The 18,724-nt window shown below is 55.8% G+C and carries 13 protein-coding genes; 8 read left to right on the forward strand and 5 right to left on the reverse strand.

The window, feature by feature from the left end:
- From gsiC to iaaA, 4 genes are read right to left on the reverse strand one after another with little or no spacing between them, the layout of a single operon-like run.
- Positions 1-921 carry a glutathione ABC transporter permease GsiC gene (gene gsiC / locus AC5JPW_RS06745; RefSeq protein WP_494239093.1) on the reverse strand — a complete coding sequence of 307 codons (921 nt, stop codon included), beginning with the start codon at positions 919-921 and terminating at the stop codon, positions 1-3.
- 50 nt (positions 922-971) lie between these two features.
- Positions 972-2,510, reverse strand: a complete 1,539-nt coding sequence (gene gsiB / locus AC5JPW_RS06750; protein ID WP_494239095.1) for a glutathione ABC transporter substrate-binding protein GsiB — start codon at positions 2,508-2,510, stop codon at positions 972-974.
- A 32-nt stretch (positions 2,511-2,542) separates the two neighbouring features.
- Positions 2,543-4,414, reverse strand: a complete 1,872-nt coding sequence (gene gsiA / locus AC5JPW_RS06755) for a glutathione ABC transporter ATP-binding protein GsiA (protein WP_494239097.1) — start codon at positions 4,412-4,414, stop codon at positions 2,543-2,545.
- 10 nt (positions 4,415-4,424) lie between these two features.
- A complete protein-coding gene (gene iaaA, locus AC5JPW_RS06760) occupies positions 4,425-5,366 on the reverse strand; it encodes a beta-aspartyl-peptidase (RefSeq protein ID WP_494239098.1) in 942 nt (313 codons plus the stop codon).
- Positions 5,367-5,569: 203 nt separating this feature from the next.
- On the opposite strand from iaaA, the gene moeA reads away from it, so the two are divergent.
- From moeA to AC5JPW_RS06790, 6 genes are all read left to right on the forward strand, one after another.
- Positions 5,570-6,802 carry a molybdopterin molybdotransferase MoeA gene (gene moeA / locus AC5JPW_RS06765; RefSeq protein ID WP_494239100.1) on the forward strand — a complete coding sequence of 411 codons (1,233 nt, stop codon included), beginning with the start codon at positions 5,570-5,572 and terminating at the stop codon, positions 6,800-6,802.
- A 3-nt stretch (positions 6,803-6,805) separates the two neighbouring features.
- Positions 6,806-7,555 carry a molybdopterin-synthase adenylyltransferase MoeB gene (gene moeB, locus AC5JPW_RS06770; protein ID WP_494239102.1) on the forward strand — a complete coding sequence of 250 codons (750 nt, stop codon included), beginning with the start codon at positions 6,806-6,808 and terminating at the stop codon, positions 7,553-7,555.
- A 176-nt stretch (positions 7,556-7,731) separates the two neighbouring features.
- The gene (locus AC5JPW_RS06775; RefSeq protein ID WP_494239104.1) at positions 7,732-8,631 is read left to right on the forward strand and encodes a glycyl-radical enzyme activating protein; all 900 of its coding nucleotides are present in this window, start codon (positions 7,732-7,734) and stop codon (positions 8,629-8,631) included.
- Between the two features lie 4 nt (positions 8,632-8,635).
- Complete coding sequence (locus tag AC5JPW_RS06780) at positions 8,636-11,068, forward strand: formate C-acetyltransferase/glycerol dehydratase family glycyl radical enzyme (protein ID WP_494239106.1); 2,433 nt, start codon at positions 8,636-8,638, stop codon at positions 11,066-11,068.
- 187 nt (positions 11,069-11,255) lie between these two features.
- Positions 11,256-12,068 carry a Cof-type HAD-IIB family hydrolase gene (locus tag AC5JPW_RS06785; RefSeq protein ID WP_494239108.1) on the forward strand — a complete coding sequence of 271 codons (813 nt, stop codon included), beginning with the start codon at positions 11,256-11,258 and terminating at the stop codon, positions 12,066-12,068.
- Positions 12,069-12,254: 186 nt separating this feature from the next.
- Positions 12,255-13,514 carry a DUF1479 domain-containing protein gene (locus AC5JPW_RS06790; RefSeq protein ID WP_494239109.1) on the forward strand — a complete coding sequence of 420 codons (1,260 nt, stop codon included), beginning with the start codon at positions 12,255-12,257 and terminating at the stop codon, positions 13,512-13,514.
- Here the strand turns inward: AC5JPW_RS06790 and AC5JPW_RS06795 are convergent.
- Entirely contained in the window at positions 13,511-14,641 is a 1,131-nt protein-coding gene (locus AC5JPW_RS06795; RefSeq protein WP_494239110.1) for a LacI family DNA-binding transcriptional regulator, read from the reverse strand. The genes AC5JPW_RS06790 and AC5JPW_RS06795 overlap by 4 nt on opposite strands.
- 240 nt (positions 14,642-14,881) lie before the next feature.
- Here AC5JPW_RS06795 and AC5JPW_RS06800 point away from each other — a divergent pair, with 240 nt between their 5' ends.
- Together AC5JPW_RS06800 and AC5JPW_RS06805 are read left to right on the forward strand one after the other, a co-directional pair.
- Positions 14,882-16,186, forward strand: a complete 1,305-nt coding sequence (locus AC5JPW_RS06800; protein WP_494239112.1) for an MFS transporter — start codon at positions 14,882-14,884, stop codon at positions 16,184-16,186.
- A 15-nt stretch (positions 16,187-16,201) separates the two neighbouring features.
- Positions 16,202-18,565 (forward strand): glycoside hydrolase family 31 protein, encoded by a 2,364-nt coding sequence (locus AC5JPW_RS06805; protein WP_494239113.1) that lies wholly within the window; start codon positions 16,202-16,204, stop codon positions 18,563-18,565.
- Positions 18,566-18,724 lie beyond the last annotated feature (159 nt).

Consider the following 18,724-nt stretch of genomic DNA (forward strand, 5'->3'; position numbering starts at 1 on the left):
TTACTTGTACCTGATTGCGGGGTTAATGGCGGCGTAAAGCACATCCACCACTAAGTTGATAAGAATAAACTCCAGGGAGAAGAGCAGCACCTCTGCCTGGATAACCGGATAGTCGCGCATCTCAACGGAATCCACCAGCAGGCGCCCCAGCCCCGGCCAGTTGAACACCTTTTCGACCACTATCGATCCACCAAGTAAAAAACCAAACTGCAGCCCCATCATGGTAATGACCGGAATCAGCGCATTGCGCAATCCGTGTTTGAGGATAACCCAGCGTTCACTGACTCCTTTGGCGCGGGCGGTACGCATGTAATCTTCATTCAGCACATCGACGAAAGAGGCGCGGGTAAAGCGTGCCATTACCGCCGCCACCGCCGCACCGAGCGTCATCGACGGCAAAATATAGTGCAACCAGGTGTCTGCGCCGACCGTCGGCAACCAGCCCAGTTCGACGGAGAAAACCTGCATCAGCAGCATACCCAGCGCGAAAGCCGGGAAGGAGATCCCAGTGACGGCCAGCGCCATGCCCAGCCTGTCCGGCCAGCGATTACGCCACACCGCCGCCGCAATACCGGCCACCAGACCGAACAGCATCGCCCAGGTCATACTGGCAATGGTCAGCCAAAATGTCGGGAAAAAACGGCTGGCAATTTCATCAACCACCGGACGGCGAGACGCCATTGAGGTGCCAAAATCACCTTGTAAGACATTGGTAATGTAGTGCCAGAACTGCACGTATAACGGTCTGTCCAGCCCAAGCTGTTGACGCACCAGGTTCACCACCTGTTGGTCAGCCTCCGGTCCGGCAATCAGCCGCGCCGGATCGCCGGGTAAAAGATGCACAAATAAAAACACCAATACCGCCACAATCAGTAGCGTCGGGATAAGCCCCAGCAGGCGTTTTAAAACATAGTTCAGCATGTCTGTTTTCCCTCACCCCACCGCCACACGGGCGGTGGGCATGAGTTTCTTTATTTCAGGTCGGCATTGTCGAAGCTAAAACCGGTGTCAGGCATAATGTAGAACCCGGTCAGGTTCTTGTTATGCGCGGAAACCAGCTTCTCGACAACCAAAGGCACCCACGGAGACTCTTTCCAGATAGTATCCTGGGCGTCTTTGTACAGACGGGCTTTTTCTTCGCTTTTTGTGGTTTTTAGCGCATCCACCAGGTCCTTATCCACCTGAGGATTGCTGTAGAACGCAGTGTTAAACAGGGTTGGCGGCCAGTTCTGTGACGCGAACAGCGGTGACAGCGCCCAGTCGGCTTCACCAGTTGACGCCGACCAGCCGGTGTAGAACATTCTCACGCCGCTCTCTTTCTGCCCTTTCGCTTCCACTTCGGCAGCACGCTGACCCGCATCCATCGCTGTCAACTGTGCCTTAATACCCACCTGCGCCAGCTGTTGCTGCGTAAATTGCAGCACTTTTTGCGCCGTGCTGTGGTTATGTGAAGACCACAGCGTGGTGCTGAAGCCGTTCGGGTAGCCCGCTTCTTTCAGCAGTTCACGCGCTTTTGCCGGGTCGTATTTCCATTCCGGGTAGCTCTGGGCATAGGCCAGTGACGGTGGCACCACGCCCGTTGCCGGAGTGGCATAACCCGCAAAGGCCACTTTCACCAGAGCCTGACGGTTGATAGCGTAGTTAATGGCTTCACGCACTTTCGGGTTATCAAACGGCTTTTGCGTGACGTTCATGCTGATGTAGCGTTGCATGATGGACGGGCTCGCTACCAGCTCCAGCTTGCTGTTCTTCTCCAGTACAGCGGCCTGCTCGTAGGGGATCGGGAAAGCAAATTGCGCTTCGCCCGTTTGCAGCATTGCCGCACGGGTGTTGTTGTCCACGACCGGACGCCAGGTGATGGAATCGAGCTTCGGCAACCCTTTCTGCCAATAGCCCGGGTTCTTCTTCACTTTGACGAAGTCGGTCTGGTTCCACGTATCAAGGGTATACGGACCTGTCCCCACCGGGTGGAAACCAATCTCTTTACCGTATTGCGCGAGCGCCTTCGGTGAGATCATCGCTGTTGCCGGGTGGGCAAGAATATTGATAAACGCCGAGAACGGTTCTTTAAGTGTGATTTTTACCGTCGAGGCGTCAACCGCATCGGTTTTGGCAATGTTTTTGTAGAGGTTATAGCGCTTGAGCTTGTTGTCGACATTGCTGGCGCGGTCGAGGTTGACCTTAACGGCTTCTGCATTAAAGTCGGTGCCATCCTGGAATTTTACCCCCTGACGCAGCTTGATAGTGTAGACCAGGCCGTCGTCCGAAACCGTGTAGCTTTCTGCCAGCACATTCTGCAACTTCATGTCTTTATCGAGGCCAAACAGCCCCTGATAGAAGGACTTCGCTACCGCCTGAGACAGTGTATCGTTCGCATCATACGGGTCGAGGGTGGTGAAATTCGACGCCACGGCGACCACGACATCTTTGGCAGCCAGTGCCGGAGCGGCGGTGAGCACGGCTGCAACAGCAACCCCCACCTGCCATTTACGTGAGACGAATTGTGTCATGTTGTTCTCCTGAGTTTCCCTGCCTGAGTCTGTCAAAAACGGGATTGGGTATTACCGGGCGTCGTGCGTGCGACATAGTGCCCGGCGCTAACGTTGTGTAACTGCACGCGTTCGACCGTGTCGCCGCGTTTATGGATATTGCTGGGTATCTCATCCGACAGCAGAACCCGTTGCGCCCGGTGGTGAGACGGGTCGGCCACAGGTACGGCCGTCATCAGTTTTCGCGTGTACGGGTGCTGTGGATTTTCAAATACCGAACGGCGTGGGCCAATCTCGACAATCTGCCCAAGGTACATCACCGCCACCCGGTGACTGATGCGTTCCACGACCGCCATATCATGGGAAATAAACAAGAAGGCGATCCCCATTTCCCGCTGGAGATCCAGCAGCAGATTGATTATCTGGGCACGAATGGAGACATCAAGTGCGGAGACCGACTCATCGGCAACCACCACACGCGGGTTCAGCGCCAGCGCCCGGGCAATACAGATACGTTGCCGCTGCCCGCCTGAAAACTGATGAGGATAACGCCACGCATGTTCGGGTTTTAGCCCCACCCGCTCAAGCAGCCATAGTACCCGGCGCTGAGCCTCTTCTTCGCTCATGATTCCATGTACCCGCAGCGGCTCCATAATCGAATAACCGACGGTCTGACGCGGGTCGAGCGACGCATACGGATCCTGGAAAATGAACTGAATATCGCGGCGTAATGGCTGCAACTTGTTGGCAGGCAAGGTATCGATGCGCTCACCTTTAAAGGTTATCTGCCCGCTCTGGCTTTCAACCAACCGAAGCAGCGCCCGCCCAGTGGTGGATTTGCCGCTGCCGGATTCCCCCACCAGTGACAGCGTCTCCCCCGGCCACAGATCAAAGCTCACGCCTTCGACCGCATGTACTTCACGGGTCACGCGGTTCAGGATCCCACTGCGAATAGGGAAGCGCGCCACCAGATCGCGAACCTGCAGAATAGGTTCGCCGGGCACGACGGTATCCTGCTCCGTCTCTTCTTCGTGGACGTGCGGATTTTGCGGTGTCATTAACGGAAAGCGTCTTGGCAGATCGCGACCATTCATCGCCCCCAGACGAGGAACAGCTGCCAGCAACGACTGGGTATAAGGGTGCTGTGGCACGCTGAAAATCTGCTCCACCGTACCGGTCTCTACCGCTTCGCCCTGATACATAACCAGCACGCGATCGGCAACATCGGCCACCACGCCCATATCATGAGTGATGAAAATCACCCCCATCGCCATCTCTTTTTGCAGTACGGCGATGAGTTGTAAAATCTGCGCCTGGATAGTGACATCCAGCGCGGTTGTCGGTTCATCGGCAATCAGTACCGCCGGACGACACGAAAGCGCCATCGCAATCATGACGCGCTGGCGCATCCCACCAGAAAGCTGGTGTGGAAAACGCGATAAAATCGCCTGTGATTCCGGGATACGCACCAGATCCAGCATGCGCCGTGCTTCAGCCAGTGCCGCCTCTTTATCCAGCCCCTGATGCAGGCGAATCGACTCGGCAATTTGCTCTCCCACCGGGAAAACCGGGTTCAGGGAGGTCATCGGCTCCTGAAAAATCATCGCAATGTCAGCACCACGCACGCTATGCAGACGGGAAGCACTCAGCGTCGAGAGATCGACGCGTTCACCATTGCGACGCGTCAGTAACATATGGTCGCAGCTAACCTCTCCGCCCGACGTTTCCAGCAGGCGCAGCAGTGACATGGCGGTCACCGATTTCCCTGAACCGGACTCACCGACAATGGCCAGCGTTTCACCCCGTTTCAGCGTAAACGAGAGATTGCGCACAGCCTGGGTAAGCTGTTTTTCCTGGCGGAACTCAACATTCAGATTGCTGACGTCGAGGACATCTTGCCCCCCAGCTTCGGATCCTTGCGACATAGTGCTCCTCTTATTCACGATAAATACCGACGCTCGGCGCATCTCCTGCATAACCCCATGCCCGGTACATCCCTTCACTGTTAAAAGGCAGCGCCACGTTACCTTCGCGATCCACCGCGATAAGGCCACCACTTCCACCCAGCGCCGGGAGTTTTTCCATCACCACCGCCTCGCAGGCTTCATGCAGACTCAGTCCACCGTAATCCATCAGCGCCGCGATATCATAGGCGGCCAGCGTACGAATAAAGACCTCCCCCGTCCCGGTACAGGAGACCGCGACGTTGGCGTTATTTGCATAGCAACCCGCACCGGGCAAAGGACTGTCGCCGACGCGTCCGGGTAACTTATTGGTCATGCCCCCGGTAGACGTCGCTGCCGCCAGGTTGCCCTGTTTATCGAGCGCTACCGCGCCAACGGTGCCAAACTTTTTGCTTTCATCCAGCGGCGCAGTACCATGATCCAGGCGCATCTCACCGCTCGCCCTGGCCTCCAGCAATTGCTGATAACGCTCCTGCGTGGAGAAAATCTCGGGAGAAACGGGCTCCATACCCTCAGCAAAAACAAATTTTTCTGCCCCTTCCCCCACCAGCAGGACGTGTGGGCTGCGTTCCATTACACATCGGGCAGCAAGAATCGGGTTACGCACACGGCTAACACCCGCCACTGCACCCGCCAGCAACGACTCGCCGTCCATGATGCAGGCATCGAGCTCATGGGTTTCATCACGGGTGAAGACTGCCCCAATCCCCGCGTTAAACAGTGGGCACTCTTCCAGCTGACGGACCGCTTCGGTCACCACGTCCAACGCGCTCTCACCCGACTCAAGCATACGTTGACCCTTTTCAACGATGATAGAGAGCGCCTCAATGTAGCGTCGCTCTTGCTCCGGACTAAGCTGTGCGCGGGTAATCGCCCCTGCACCACCGTGTATCGCAATTACTGCTTTGGTCATTTTTTCATCGCCAGGTCAGGTAGCTTGCTGCTTTTTCTATAAATATCATTATCGTCATCACAACTTCATACAATTTTTGAATATAGAAAGACGTTACAGCGATGTAAAGCAGGCTTCGAACTCTCGTCCGGGAGGAGTACATGCAGCGAGAGGGCATTTTCTGCCATAATGCCCACTTTCCTATGTCTTACTGGAGCGCACTCATGGAACATACTGCGGGCCTGATCCCACTCGATTCGGCTATGGCTCAAATGCTGTTGGCCATCACCCCACTTGAACAAAGTGAAACGCTGCCGCTGCTGGCCTGTTTTGGTCGTGTCGTTGCGCAGGATGTAATTTCTCCGCTGAATGTGCCGGGTTTTGATAACGCCGCGATGGACGGTTACGCGGTACGCATGGCGGACATCGACAGCGGTGAACCGCTGCCCGTCGCGGGTAAAGCGTTTGCCGGGCAGCCTTTTAACGGCGAGTGGCCAACGGGCACCTGCGTGCGCATCATGACCGGCGCGCCAGTTCCATCTGGCTGTGAAGCGGTGGTGATGCAGGAAGAGACTGACGTAACGGATACGGGTGTGCGTTTTACCGCCAACGTCCGTGCCGGGCAGAACATTCGCTATCTCGGCGAAGACATTCGCGCCGGCGCCGTCGTGTTCACTCCAGGTACCAAACTAACCGCCGCAGAGCTGCCGGTGCTGGCCTCGCTGGGCATTCCTGAAGTGAAAGTGGTGCGCAAAATTCGCGTCGCTCTGTTCTCGACCGGTGATGAGTTGCAGCTTCCGGGGCAACCGCTGGCTGACGGGCAAATCTATGACACCAACCGTCTGGCGGTGCATCTGATGCTCGAACAGCTGGGCTGCGAGGTCATTAACCTGGGCATCATCCGTGATGACCCGGCACTGCTGCGCGAGACCTTTATTGCGGCCGACCAGCAGGCTGACGTAGTGCTAAGCTCCGGCGGCGTCTCGGTGGGTGAAGCAGATTACACCAAAGCGATGCTCGATGAGCTGGGTGAAATCACCTTCTGGAAACTGGCCATCAAACCGGGCAAACCGTTTGCCTTTGGTCGCCTGCAAAATAGCTGGTTCTGCGGCCTGCCGGGTAATCCGGTGTCTGCTGCTCTCACCTTCTATCAACTGGTACAGCCATTGCTGGCAAAACTGAGCGGTAATACCGAAAGCCCGCTGCCACTGCGTCTGCGCGCTCGCGCTGCCACGCGGCTGAAGAAGACGCCAGGACGTCTTGATTTCCAGCGTGGCGTGCTCAGCCGTGATGAAAATGGCGAACTGGTGGTACGTACCACTGGACCGCAGGGCTCGCACATCTTCAGTTCGTTCAGTCTGGGTAACTGCTTCGTGGTACTGGAACGCGAACGCGGTCATGTTGAGGCGGGTGAGTGGGTTGAGGTTGAGACCTTTAACCATCTGTTCGGAGGTTAGAACGTGGAAGAGCTGAGCGATGCAGAGATGTTGCGCTACAACCGGCAGATTATCCTGCGTGGGTTTGATTTTGATGGTCAGGAGCGGCTGAAAGCCTCTCGCGTGCTGGTGGTCGGCTTAGGTGGTCTTGGCTGTGCGGCGGCGCAATACCTTGCGGCCGCTGGCGTAGGCCAGATGACGCTGCTGGATTTTGACACCGTGGCTCTCTCCAATTTGCAGCGCCAGACGTTGCACAGCGACGCCACAATTGGGCAACCGAAAGTGACATCGGCGAAGGAAAGTCTGGCTCGCATCAACCCCCTCGTTCAGCTCGCCACCCTCAACGCGCTGCTCGATGAGCCCGCGCTGTTTGCGCAGATTGCTGCGCACGACCTGGTGCTGGATTGCACCGATAACGTGACCATCCGCAATCAGCTCAATGCCGGTTGCTTTGCCCACAAAATCCCGCTGGTTTCCGGGGCCGCTATCCGCATGGAAGGGCAAATCAGCGTCTTCACCTGGGGCGAAGGCGAACCCTGCTACCGCTGCCTGAGCCGCCTGTTTGGCGAGAATGCGCTAACCTGCGTGGAAGCGGGCGTGATGGCCCCTCTGGTGGCGGTCATCGGTTCGTTGCAGGCCATGGAGGCCATCAAAGTGCTCACCCACTTCGGCACCCCGGCGTCGGGCAAAATCGTTATGTACGATGCCATGACCTGCCAGTTCAGAGAAATGAAGCTGATGCGCAATCCCGGCTGTGAGGTGTGCGGGGATTAGCAAGAGCGGGGGGTTAGAATGAGAGTGCACATCTTCCCCCTCACCTCTCCTTTCAAAATGTGACCTCCCACACGCTTTAACCCTGCCCTGGCACAACCTGCTCTGGAGTTGACCTTTATCAAATAAACTTTCATTCGAAAGTCATTTAATCTTCATACGCAATATGAGGGTAACTTATGATTTTCAATATTCAGCGCTACTCCACCCACGATGGCCCTGGTATTCGCACCGTGGTGTTCCTGAAAGGCTGCTCACTGAGCTGCCGCTGGTGCCAGAACCCGGAAAGCCGGGCACGCGATCGTGAAGTGCTGTTTGATGCCCGCCTGTGCCTGGAAGGTTGCGATCTCTGTCAACAGGCCGCCCCAACGGCGATTACCCGCGCCCTCAACGACCTGCTGATTCAGCGCGACAAGCTGAACGAAAATGATTTGGATGCCCTCACTACCTGCTGTCCGACCCAGGCACTGACCGTCTGTGGCGAAACCCAGTCCGTCGATGAAATTATGGCGACAGTGCTGCGCGATAAACCCTTCTATACCCGCAGCGGCGGCGGTATTACCCTCTCCGGTGGCGAACCTTTTATGCACCCGGATCTGACCTTATCGCTGTTCAAAGCCAGCCACGATCAGGGCATTCACACCGCCGTTGAAACCTGTCTGCATGTGCCCTGGCACTACATTGAACCGTCGCTGCCGTATGTGGATCTGTTCCTGGCGGACCTTAAACACGTCGACAGTAAAGCCTTTAAACAGTGGACTGATGGCAGCGCCAAACGTGTACTGGATAACCTTAAACGCCTGGCGCAGGCCGGTAAGCAGATGACCATTCGCGTGCCACTGATTCCCGGCTTTAACGCTGACGAACAATCGATTACCGACATCACACGTTTCGCCGCTGACGAACTCAACGTCCGCGAAATCCATTTCTTGCCGTATCACACGCTGGGTATGAACAAATACACCCTGCTTAATCAGCCCTATACCGCTCCGGATAAGCCGCTTGATGCGCCTGCGTTACTGGCTTTTGCCCAGGATTACGCCCGCCAGAAAGGACTCACCTCCACATTACGAGGATAACGCTATGACTACCCTGCAACTGACCACCCTGACCGAACGCATCAAAGCGCACAAAAACGCACTGGTGCACATTGTTAAGCCGCCGGTCTGTACCGAGCGTGCGCGGCACTACACCGAGATGTATCGTGCACATATGGACAAACCGATTCCGGTGCGTCGTGCGCTGGCGCTGGCACACCATCTGGCTGCCCGCACCATCTGGATCAAACACGATGAACTGATCGTCGGCAACCAGGCAAGTGAAGTGCGTGCGGCCCCTATCTTCCCGGAATACACCGTTTCATGGATTGAAAAAGAGATTGATGACCTGGCCGATCGCCCAGGAGCAGGCTTCGCGGTAAGCGAAGAGAATAAACGCGTGCTGCACGAAATCTGCCCGTGGTGGCGCGGTCAGACGGTGCAGGATCGCTGCTACGGCATGTTCACCGATGAGCAAAAAGCGTTACTGGAAACCGGCATCATCAAGGCCGAAGGCAATATGACCTCGGGTGACGCCCACCTGGCGGTCAATTTCCCGCTGCTGCTGGAAAAAGGGCTCGATGGCCTGCGCCACAAAGTGGACGAGCGCCGTTCGCGCATTAATTTGACCGTGCTGGAAGATTTACACGGCGAACAGTTCCTGAAAGCGATTGATATCGTACTGGATGCGGTTAGCCTGCATATCGAACGTTTCGCTGACCTGGCACGCCAGATGGCCAGCGCTGAAACCCGCGAAAGCCGTCGCGATGAACTGTTAGCTATCGCAGAAAACTGCGATGTCATTGCCCATGAGCCGCCAAAAACCTTCTGGCAGGCACTGCAGCTGTGCTATTTCATTCAGCTGATTTTGCAGATTGAGTCTAACGGACACTCGGTCTCCTTCGGACGTATGGATCAGTATCTCTATCCGTTCTATCGCCGCGATGTGGAACTGAATCAGTCGCTTGAACGTGAGCAGGCCATTGAGATGCTGCACGGCTGCTGGCTCAAGCTGCTGGAAGTGAACAAAATCCGCTCCGGTTCGCATTCCAAAGCCTCCGCAGGCAGTCCGCTGTACCAGAACGTGACCATCGGCGGGCAGCATCTGGTCAACGGCAAAGCGATGGATGCGGTGAATCCGCTTTCGTATGCGATTCTCGAATCCTGTGGCCGCCTTCGCTCAACGCAGCCGAACCTCAGCGTTCGCTACCATGCGGGAATGAGCAACGACTTCCTTGACGCCTGTGTGCAGGTGATCCGCTGCGGCTTTGGTATGCCCGCGTTTAACAACGATGAAATCGTCATTCCTGAGTTTATTAAACTCGGCATTGAACCGCAGGATGCCTATGACTATGCGGCGATTGGCTGCATCGAAACCGCCGTCGGCGGCAAATGGGGCTACCGTTGCACCGGCATGAGCTTCATCAACTTCGCCCGCGTAATGCTGGCGGCGATGGAAAGTGGCCGCGATGCGACCAGCGGTAAAATCTTCCTGCCACAAGAGCATGCCCTGTCAAAAGGTAACTTCGCCGGGTTTGATGAGATGCTTGCCGACTGGGACACCCAGATTCGCTATTACACCCGAAAATCCATTGAGATTGAGTATGTTGTCGACACCATGCTGGAAGAGAACGTGCACGACATTCTGTGTTCAGCGCTGGTGGATGACTGTATTGAGCGGGCGAAAAGCATCAAGCAAGGCGGCGCGAAATACGATTGGGTTTCCGGCCTGCAGGTGGGGATTGCCAATCTGGGTAACGGTCTTGCGGCCGTGAAAAAACTGGTCTTCGAGCAAGGTGCCATTGGTCAGAAACAGCTGGCAGAAGCCCTGGCCGCAGACTTTGAAGGACTCACCCACGAACAGCTGCGTCAGCGCTTAATCAACGGCGCACCAAAGTACGGTAATGACGATGACAGTGTGGACAACCTGCTGGCGCGTGCTTATCAGACCTACATTGATGAGCTGAAAAATTACCGCAACCCGCGCTACGGTCGCGGCCCGATTGGCGGCACTTATTACGCCGGGACGTCATCCATTTCAGCCAATGTGCCCTTCGGCGCAGCCACGATGGCAACACCGGACGGGCGCAGAGCGAAGACGCCGCTGGCTGAAGGTGCAAGCCCGGCCTCGGGAACGGATCACCTCGGCCCGACAGCGGTGATTGGCTCCGTGGGTAAATTACCGACCGGTTCCATCCTGGGTGGGGTGCTGCTCAACCAGAAACTGAACCCGGCAACGCTTGAGAATGACAGCGACCGCGAAAAACTGATGCTGTTGCTGCGCACTTTCTTTGAGGATCACAAAGGGTGGCATATCCAGTACAACATCGTTTCGCGTGAGACGTTGGTGGAAGCGAAAAAACACCCGGATCAGTATCGCGACCTGGTGGTGCGTGTAGCAGGATATTCCGCGTTCTTCACCGCGCTGTCACCGGATGCGCAGGACGATATTATCGCCCGTACTGAGCATACGCTGTAACGCTGGGCTCCTCTGCACTCTGATGCCCTCACCTCTGCCCTCTCCCACGTGGAGAGGGAGAAAGGCCGCTCAGGCAAATAATTCACTGCACATATGTGAAACCCTACTTTCATTCGAAATAAATTTGTGCTGCAGGTCACACTGTTATTACAATGTTACTGGAGAAACATATTCCAGGAGCCTATGTATGACCGTGAAAGTTATCGTCACAGATATGGACGGAACTTTTCTTGACGACGCCAAGCAGTATGACCGCGATCGTTTTATGACCCAGTTCACCCAGCTTAAAGAGCGTGATATCGAATTTGTCGTCGCCAGCGGCAATCAGTATTACCAGCTCATCTCCTTCTTCCCTGAGCTCAAGGAAAAGATCTCCTTTGTGGCTGAAAACGGTGCGCTGGTGTACGAGCACGGTCAGCAACTTTTTCACGGGGAACTCACCCGTCACGAAGCCCAGGTGGTGATCGGCGAACTGCTCAAAGACAAGGGGCTCAACTTTGTGGCCTGCGGTCTGAACAGCGCCTACGTCAGTGAGAATGCGCCGGATGCATTCGTACAACTGATGTCGAAACACTATCATCGCCTGCAACGCGTCAGTGATTATCACCAGATTGATGACACGCTGTTTAAATTCTCACTGAATTTGCCAGACAGCGAGATTCCGCAGCTTATCGACAAGCTCCATGTTTCACTGGACGGCATCATGAAGCCGGTGACCAGCGGTTTTGGCTTTGTGGATCTCATCATCCCGGGCCTGCACAAAGCCAACGGGATTACCCGTCTGCTTAAACGCTGGCATCTCACGCCCAAAGAGTGTGTGACCATTGGTGACAGCGGCAACGATGCAGAAATGCTGCGCATGACCGATTTCTCCTTTGCCATGGGCAATGCCGGAGAAGCCATTAAAGCAATCGCCCGTCACCGTACTGATGACAACAACCACCAGGGCGCACTGAACGTGATTCAGGCTGTTCTTGACGGCACCACACCGTTTAACTGACCGACCTGCCGGAGCTGCTGCTCCGGCCTGTTTTCCCTCAGCCTTCACTCCCCCTTTTGCTCTCCCGTGTACTTCTTTTCAGCTTTGTGCTCAGCATCAACTTTTTAAACTTGCATTAACTTATTTTTAACTTAAATTACCATATGTAAGTTTAATCACTTTCGAATGAAAGATTGCGAGGCCATTATGACGTTCACCAGCGAAATCTTACCCGTCGACCACAAAGAAGCGATTCGCCATATGAAGCAGGCATTACGCCAGCAGATTGGCGATGTGCAGGCGGTGTTCGACGCCCTTCATGCGCGCATCCAGGAGCGGGTGGCAGAAATCAATGCCCTGAAAGCCAACGGCGAAGCCATCTGGCCGGTGATTCCTTATGCAGACCTGGCCGCAGGTAACATCACCGAGGCGCAACGCTCTGCGGTCAAGCGCCGGGGCTGTGCGGTGATTAAAGGCCATTTCCCCCGTGAAAAGGCGTTGGGCTGGGATCAGGACATGATGGCCTACCTGGATCAAAACCATTTTGACGACGTCTATAAAGGGCCAGGCGACAGCTTCTTTGGCACCCTGGACGCTTCACGTCCTGAAATCTATCCAATTTACTGGTCGCAGGCGCAAATGCAGGCACGCCAGAGCAATGAAATGGCGTCCGTGCAATCTTTCCTTAACCGCCTGTGGCGCTTTGAGAGTGAAGGCACGCAGTGGTTCGATCCGGATGTGAGCGTCATCTACCCGGATCGCATTCGTCGTCGCCCGCCGGGAACCACCTCGAAAGGTCTGGGTGCACACACCGATTCCGGCGCGCTGGAGCGTTGGCTCTTACCCGCTTATCAACGCGTGTTTGCCAGTGTCTTTAATGGCAACGTGGACGAATACGATCCGTGGAACGCGGCCCACCGCACCGAAGTGGAAGAGTACACGGTAGATAACACCACCAAATGCTCGGTATTCCGCACCTTCCAGGGCTGGACGGCGCTCTCTGATATGATCCCAGGTCAGGGTCTGCTGCACGTGGTGCCGATTCCGGAAGCGATGGCCTATGTTCTGCTGCGTCCGCTGCTTGACGACGTGCCGGAAGATGAGCTTTGCGGCGTGGCACCGGGTCGCGTGTTGCCGATTTCGCAGATGTGGCACCCGCTGCTGATTGAGGCATTAACTTCGATTCCGGCGCTGGAAGCGGGCGATTCCGTCTGGTGGCATTGCGATGTCATTCACTCGGTCGCCCCGGTCAACGATCAGCAGGGTTGGGGCAACGTGATGTACATTCCCGCTGCGCCTATGTGCGAGAAAAACCTCGCCTACGCGCGCAAAGTGAAAGTTGCCCTCGAGAACGGTGCGTCACCCGGCGACTTCCCGCGTGAAGATTATGAGGCCAGCTGGCAGAGCCGTTTCACCGTCGCTGACCTGAATGATTACGGTAAACGGGCGCTGGGGATGATGCGCTAAACGTCATATAACCCCTCGCTTTCCACGGCGGAACGTCGCATTCCCGGGCGTATCCGCCGTACTGATTCACGCACCACCAGCGTCCCATTAAGCAGTAACGATCCCACGGGCGCCTTAGGGCGAATCAACCGTTGTTGTAACAACTGCACGGCTTCACTCCCTAACTCATCACGCGGCACATGCACCGCCGTCAGGGGTACATCCTGGATGGCGGCAAGATTGAAGGCATCAATGCTCATCACTGACACATCCTGCGGCACGCGCAAACCACGTTGTTGCAGGGCGCGCACCGTCCCTTCAGCCATAAAATCGCTCCCCACCAGAAACGCCGTCGGCGGCGATTTATGGGCCGACGCATCCAGCCATGCCCCTACCTGCTCTTCCGCTTGTCTGGAGGCAAAGCTGGGCACGATGATCAGATCCCGCTTGCTCAGAAAACGCTGGTTCCGCTGCTGCCAGGCCGCCTTGATCCCCGCCAGGCGGAGATCCATGGTGTAACGACGCAGGCACATCACCGTCACCACGTCACGATGGCCCAGATCAAACAGGTAGTCCGCCGCAAATTCACCGATCGCCCGGTGATCCGGTGCCACCGAGGGTAAACGCATGCGTTTATCCCGACAGTTGATCAGCACGCAGGGTTTGCCAAAATCTGCCGCCAGATCATGAATATGGGGATCGTCGATACCCAGCAGGATCGCCGCCTGGGTCTCCGGTAAATTCATGCGCTCAATGAAGAGATTGGCATCGCTGTCGAGCTCTTCCAGTGCGCAGTAACGCAGCCGCACCTCATGGGAATCCAGCGCTTTACTGATGCTCTGAATGACGCGGTAATAGAAGATATCCGAGCGCTCATCGAACGCCCTCTGCGGGGCAAAAACCACCAGATTGTTGAGCAACAGGCGACCTGCCGCCATCCCCTCCATCACCCCCATATCACGGGCACAGGTCAGCACCTGATTACGGGCAGCTTCGCTGGTGTTCGCCTTACCGGCCAGCACCCGGGAAACCGTGCTGGTCGACAGATTAGTACGTCGGGCAATTTCGGCAATATTTAGCTTTTTATCCATTCTGTGATCTTGCTCCGTTTCCACCGTGGGAAAACTTTCATGAGACATAACCGCCATGAATACTCACTCAGAAATGATAATGCCCAAAAATGCAGAGCGTTGATGAGAATCCTTGCACAAAATCCGCTATGGCGACCCGTTTTTCTCCCCTACCGTAAATGTGTCGTACAACTTCCATACTAGTTGTATGAAAAGTTAAGGCCTGAAAGACAAAAAATCCCCACGCGAGCCATTTCGGTATAACAAATCACTAATGGCCGCCACGACTTCCCTACAGAACGGTGTGCGGAGAAAAGAATGAGCCAGGGAATCAACAATACAGAAGGGGTGGCAACCAAAAGCCGCCGAATCGTCAAAAACTTACGCTGGTGGGTGCTGGTCCTGTTTTTACTGGGGGTAACGGTGAACTACATCACCCGCAACTCTCTCGGCATCCTCGCCCCGGAGCTGAAAACCAGTATGGGGATTACCACCGAACAGTACTCCTGGATAGTCGGTGCCTTCCAGTTAGCCTATACCCTCTTCCAGCCGCTTTGCGGATGGTTGATTGATGTGATCGGCCTGAAAATAGGCTTTATGGTCTGCGCAACAATCTGGGCCATCGCCTGTATTGCCCATGCCGGAGCCGGAAGCTGGCTGCAACTGGCTATTTTACGCTTCACCATGGGGGCCTCCGAAGCGGCAGCCACGCCTGCCAACGCCAAAACGCTGGGAGAGTGGTTCCCGAAATCTGAACGCCCTGTCGCCGCCGGCTGGGCAGGCGTAGGCTTCTCTATTGGTGCCATGCTCGCCCCACCCATCATCTATTTTGCCCATGCTTCTTTTGGCTGGCAGGGTGCCTTTATGTTTACCGGCTTCCTCGCCCTGGTGTGGGTACTGCTGTGGTGGGCGTTTTACCACAACCCGGATAAGCACCCGAATCTGAGCAAAGACGAGCTGGCCTTTATCAATCAGGACAACGAGCCACCGGCGGTGAAACTGCCCTTCCTGACGGCCCTGAAGACAGTCTCAAAAAACAAGCGCTTCTACGGCATTGCCATCCCGGCATTTATGGCTGAACCGGCATGGGCGGTGCTGAGCTTCTGGGTACCGTTATACCTGGCGAAAGAGCACGGCATGGACCTGAAACAGATTGCCATGTTTGCCTGGCTGCCGTTCCTGGCCGCAGACCTGGGTAGCGTCGCCAGCGGTTATCTCACCAAACTGTATGTGCGCTGGTTTGGTTGCTCCCGGGTGAACTCGGTGGTGGCAAGTTCGGTGACCGGTGCTTTCCTGATGATCTCGCTAGGCGTTGTCGCCCTCACCCGTGACCCGTACATCACCATTGCCTTGATTTCGATTGGCGGATTTGGTCATCAGATTATCTCCTGCATGCTCAGCGCGCTGGTGGTGGAATCTTTTGATAAAGGCCAGATGGCGACCGTCAACGGCATGCGCGGCTCAGCGGCGTGGATCGCCAGCTTCCTCTTCTCACTGCTGATTGGCGTTACCGCCGACAAAATTGGCTTCAACCCGCTGTTTATCGCCATGGGCTTCTTTGACCTCATCGGGGCCATTTTCCTGGTGTCATTTATTGCTGAACGTCGCGCAAAACGCGCCTGATAATGGATATCTGCTATGAAAATCTTGAAAAACTGGACGCTGCAAAACCAGGCCGCTCACCACGTTGAGCTGTGCGTCGACGGACAACACACGTTGTGCCTCTATGTGCTGGAAAACACTCTGTTCCGTGTGCTGCTAAAACGTAAAGGGGAGCTGGCACTGAACAGAACCTGGAGCATTGCACCTGCGCAGGATGTGCCCTGGGAAGGACGCGACCGTGAGGATTTAAGCGGTTTTTCCTGTCCGGCCTGGACACTGAAGCAGCATCCTCAGCAACTGACGATTGCCACCGATCAACTGCGGGTGACCGTCCACCAGCCTCTTTGGCTGGAGTGGCACTACCGTAATGATGCCGGAGAGTGGCAGTGGCTGGCCGAAGACAGACCTACCAGCGCCTATCTGATCAATGCACACGGTGATGGTGTCGCGCATTATCTCAGCCGCAAAAAAGAGGAACGCTTCTACGGGCTTGGAGAGAAAGCGGGTAATTTGCAGCGTACCGGGCAGCGCTATGAAATGCGCAACCTCGACGCCATGGGGTACAACGCGGTCAGCACCGATCCGCTGTACAAACACATCCCCTTCACGCTGACCCGTCGGGATGACATCAGCTACGGCCTGTTTTACGACAACCTCAGCAGTTGCTGGATAGATCTGGGTAATGAAATCGATAACTATCACACCGCCTATCGCCGCTGGCAGGCCGAAGCGGGTGACATCGATTACTACATGTTTACCGGCGCGCGGGCGCTGGATGTCACCAAAGCCTTTGTCCGCCTGACGGGGAAAACCCTGTTCGGGCCGAAGTGGAGCCTGGGCTACAGCGGTTCGACCATGCATTACACCGATGCACCTGACGCGCAAAACCAGTTGATGAACTTTATTCGTCTGTGCGAAGAGCATGCCATTCCGTGCGACTCGTTCCAGCTTTCGTCGGGTTACACCTCCATCAACGGCAAGCGCTACGTCTTTAACTGGAACTACGACAAAGTGCCGCAGCCAAAGGTGATGAGTCAGGCCTTCCACGATGCCGGGCTGAAACTTGCCGCGAATATCAAACCCTGCCTGTTGCAGGATCATCCGCGCTACAACGAAGTGGCTGAACGTGGGCTGTTTATTCGTGACTCCGAAACCAATGCACCGGAACGCTCCAGCTTCTGGGATGATGAAGGCTCCAACCTCGATTTCACCAACCCGGAAACGGTCCGCTGGTGGCAGGAAGGCGTGACCACCCAACTGCTGGAAATGGGCATCGACTCAACATGGAACGATAACAACGAATTTGAAGTCTGGGACGGCGAAGCGCGCTGCCACGGCTTCGGGCAAGAGATCGCCATTAAACATATTCGCCCGGTAATGCCGCTACTGATGATGCGCGCCTCGCTGGAAGCCCAACAGCGCTTCGCCCCACAAAAGCGCCCGTATCTGATTTCGCGCTCCGGCTGCGCAGGGATGCAGCGCTACGTGCAAACCTGGAGCGGCGATAACCGGACCAACTGGGACACGCTGCGTTACAACACGCGGATGGGGCTGGGCATGAGTCTTTCCGGGTTGTTTAACGTCGGTCACGATGTCGGCGGCTTTTCCGGTGATAAACCTGATGCCGAGCTGTTTGTACGCTGGGTACAAAACGGGGTGATGCACCCGCGTTTTACCATTCACTCGTGGAATGACGATCACACGGTCAACGAGCCCTGGATGTACCCGGGCGTGACGCCAGCTATCCGCAGTGCGATTGAGCTTCGTTATCGCTTGTTGCCGTATCTTTATACTCTGCTGTGGCAGGCACATGCTGATGATGAACCGATGCTGCGCCCGACCTTCCTCGATCACGAGCACGACCTGCAAACCTTTGAAGAGTGTGATGATTTCTTGTTAGGGCGGGACATACTGGTGGCCAGCGTTGTGGAGCCGGGTCAGCGTGAGCGTCGCCTCTGGCTGCCTGACAACGAAACCGGTTGGTACGATTTCTACACCCATGAGTGGTTCTCCGGCGGCCAGTGGATTGTGCGCGATGCCCCGCTGGAAAAATTGCCGTTAATGGTGAGAGCGGGGGCTGGTTTGCCGTTGAGCGAGCGGATTACCCATGTGTCAGTTGAAAAAGACGATACCCGTGAGCTCAAGCTGTTCCCGGTGAAAGGCGTCGGGCGTTCAACGGGTCTGCTGTTTGAAGATGACGGCGAATCCTGGGGCTACCAGAATGGCAATGCATTGTGGATCGAATGGGAGATGGCGTGCGACGGCACAAACATTCACCTGACGGTGACATCCAAAGGCGATTACCGCCCGGCATGGAAAGCGCTGAAGATCGCTTTACCGGCGGGTGAGAAACGCAAATTACTGGTGAATGGCGAAGAAAGGGGTGAATGGGTGTTGTAGCGAGGCCTGATGCCCTCACCCTAACCCTCTCCCACCGGGAGAGGGAACAGAAGCAACACTTCTTTCCCTAAGTATTTCGCGTTGCAGGAAGGCGGCAAACCTTTGAATCCCCGGGAGCTTACATAAGTAAGTGACCGGGGTGAACAGGTGAAGCCAACG

The sequence above is a fragment of the Phytobacter sp. genome (assembly GCF_059074235.1).

What these genes read in the sequence shown, in the direction of transcription:
- AC5JPW_RS06805 (WP_494239113.1), top strand. Translation starts at nt 16,202, where the DNA reads ATGAAAATCTTGAAAAACTGGACGCTGCAAAACCAGGCCGCTCACCAC.
- gsiB (WP_494239095.1), bottom strand. Translation starts at nt 2,510, where the DNA reads ATGACACAATTCGTCTCACGTAAATGGCAGGTGGGGGTTGCTGTTGCA.
- AC5JPW_RS06795 (WP_494239110.1), bottom strand. Translation starts at nt 14,641, where the DNA reads ATGGCGGTTATGTCTCATGAAAGTTTTCCCACGGTGGAAACGGAGCAA.
- gsiA (WP_494239097.1), bottom strand. Translation starts at nt 4,414, where the DNA reads ATGTCGCAAGGATCCGAAGCTGGGGGGCAAGATGTCCTCGACGTCAGC.
- iaaA (WP_494239098.1), bottom strand. Translation starts at nt 5,366, where the DNA reads ATGACCAAAGCAGTAATTGCGATACACGGTGGTGCAGGGGCGATTACC.
- AC5JPW_RS06785 (WP_494239108.1), top strand. Translation starts at nt 11,256, where the DNA reads ATGACCGTGAAAGTTATCGTCACAGATATGGACGGAACTTTTCTTGAC.
- AC5JPW_RS06775 (WP_494239104.1), top strand. Translation starts at nt 7,732, where the DNA reads ATGATTTTCAATATTCAGCGCTACTCCACCCACGATGGCCCTGGTATT.
- gsiC (WP_494239093.1), bottom strand. Translation starts at nt 921, where the DNA reads ATGCTGAACTATGTTTTAAAACGCCTGCTGGGGCTTATCCCGACGCTA.
- AC5JPW_RS06800 (WP_494239112.1), top strand. Translation starts at nt 14,882, where the DNA reads ATGAGCCAGGGAATCAACAATACAGAAGGGGTGGCAACCAAAAGCCGC.
- AC5JPW_RS06780 (WP_494239106.1), top strand. Translation starts at nt 8,636, where the DNA reads ATGACTACCCTGCAACTGACCACCCTGACCGAACGCATCAAAGCGCAC.
- AC5JPW_RS06790 (WP_494239109.1), top strand. Translation starts at nt 12,255, where the DNA reads ATGACGTTCACCAGCGAAATCTTACCCGTCGACCACAAAGAAGCGATT.
- moeA (WP_494239100.1), top strand. Translation starts at nt 5,570, where the DNA reads ATGGAACATACTGCGGGCCTGATCCCACTCGATTCGGCTATGGCTCAA.